Annotated in this window: 2 tRNA genes and 2 rRNA genes (1 of these 4 cut by a window edge); all 4 read left to right on the forward strand. The window is 48.7% G+C overall.

Going from position 1 to position 1,669, the window contains the following annotated elements:
* Positions 1-133: 133 nt before the first annotated feature.
* Positions 134-251 (forward strand): 5S ribosomal RNA (gene rrf, locus DWZ61_RS11315).
* Positions 252-257: 6 nt separating this feature from the next.
* A tRNA-Ala gene (locus DWZ61_RS11320) sits at positions 258-330 on the forward strand.
* Positions 331-499: 169 nt separating this feature from the next.
* A tRNA-Ile gene (locus DWZ61_RS11325) sits at positions 500-573 on the forward strand.
* Positions 574-958: 385 nt separating this feature from the next.
* Positions 959-1,669: ribosomal RNA gene (locus DWZ61_RS11330) — 23S ribosomal RNA — on the forward strand (it continues 2,263 nt past the right edge of the window).

Raw genomic sequence — 1,669 nt, forward strand, 5'->3', positions numbered from 1 at the left:
TCCTTTCTAAGGAAACGGAAGAAGTAGGGGTTGCATTACTGTTGATTTGCCAAGGGCAAGTCAGAAAAGGATAATGAGCTGGTGGTTATGCGCAAAGCGCATCGCCGGTGAAGAAATCCAAAATAAGAACACTTCTGGTGGCGATGCGCTTAGGGGACACACCCGTTCTCATCCCGAACACGATGGTTAAGACCCAAGCGGCCGATGGTACTATACTGGAGACGGTATGGGAGAGCAGGTGGCTGCCAGATTCCCATGGGGGTATAGCTCAGTTGGGAGAGCACCTGCCTTGCAAGCAGGGGGTCAAGGGTTCGAATCCCTTTATCTCCACGATAGCCATGAGCAATGCCTATTCAGGCAGACAGGCTCGACGCAAGTTCGCTTGCGCGAGAGCATGAATGCATGAATAGATAGTGCGAAGCACGTGATGAAGTAAACGCTTCGCGTTTACGAATCGCATTGCGAAATACCTTGGGTATTTTGACAGGCTATTAACTGAGGGCTTATAGCTCAGCCGGTTAGAGCGCACGCCTGATAAGCGTGAGGTCGGTGGTTCGAGTCCACTTAAGCCCAGTTAAGTGAGTAACCTTACAACCTTTGAGGTAAAAGAGGTAATGCCCACTTAAGCCCAGTCGGTAGATACTAACAGATCTACCCAGTTTGTTCCTTGAAAACCGAATATTGAAATATTAAATCTATTATATCAAGTTTGCAAAACGATATAACAAGACATCCGAGGGATCTTGCAGAGATGTAAGATCAAACAAGCAAAACGAAACAAAACCTAAAGTAACATCACGCTAGATGTGAAGAACGGACGCAAGCGCTTCATTCGCAGATCTTCGATCTGCTTCATGAGATTTGCTTCGCAAATGTTTAAAACGTTTTTCCAAGCCCCTTGTGTGCGCAAGCGCCCACCGGGTCATGAAAAAAGTTTTAATCGCTTGCTGAGTTATTAGGTCAAGCTAAAAAGAGCGCAGGGTGGATGCCTTGGCACTAAGAGCCGATGAAAGACGTGATAAGCTGCGATAAGCTACGGGGAGGAGCACATATCCATTGATCCGTAGATTTCTGAATGGGGAAACCCGGCTGAGCATACCTCAGTCACCGTACACTGAATCCATAGGTGTACGGAGGGAACCCGGTGAACTGAAACATCTAAGTAGCCGGAGGAAGAGAAAGAAAACTCGATTTTCAAAGTAGCGGCGAGCGAAATGGAAAGAGCCCAAACCGGAGTGCGTGCACTCCGGGGTTCGGACTGCATTTATGACTTCTGACTGTAGCGGAACGGTTCTGGAAAGACCGGCCAGAGAGGGTGAGAGCCCCGTAGGCGAAACGGAAAGAAGCAGAGCAGGATCCAGAGTACCACGAGACACGAGAAACCTTGTGGGAATGAGCGGGGACCACCCCGTAAGGCTAAATACTCCTTAGTGACCGATAGAGCAGAGTACTGTGAAGGAAAGGTGAAAAGGACCCCGGGAGGGGAGTGAAAGAGAACCTGAAACCCTGTGTTTACAAACTGTGGAAGTACCATATGAGTACAACCGCGTACTTTTTGTAGAACGGTCCGGCGAGTTACGTTTACTGGCGAGGTTAAGCACTTAAGGTGCGGAGCCGAAGGGATACCAAGTCTTAACAGGGCGTTAAGTCAGTGTACGTAGACCCGAAA

Origin of the sequence: Clostridium sp. AF34-10BH (genome assembly GCF_003478095.1) — a bacterium.
GTDB classification, from domain to species: domain Bacteria; phylum Bacillota; class Clostridia; order Lachnospirales; family Lachnospiraceae; genus Acetatifactor; species Acetatifactor acetigignens.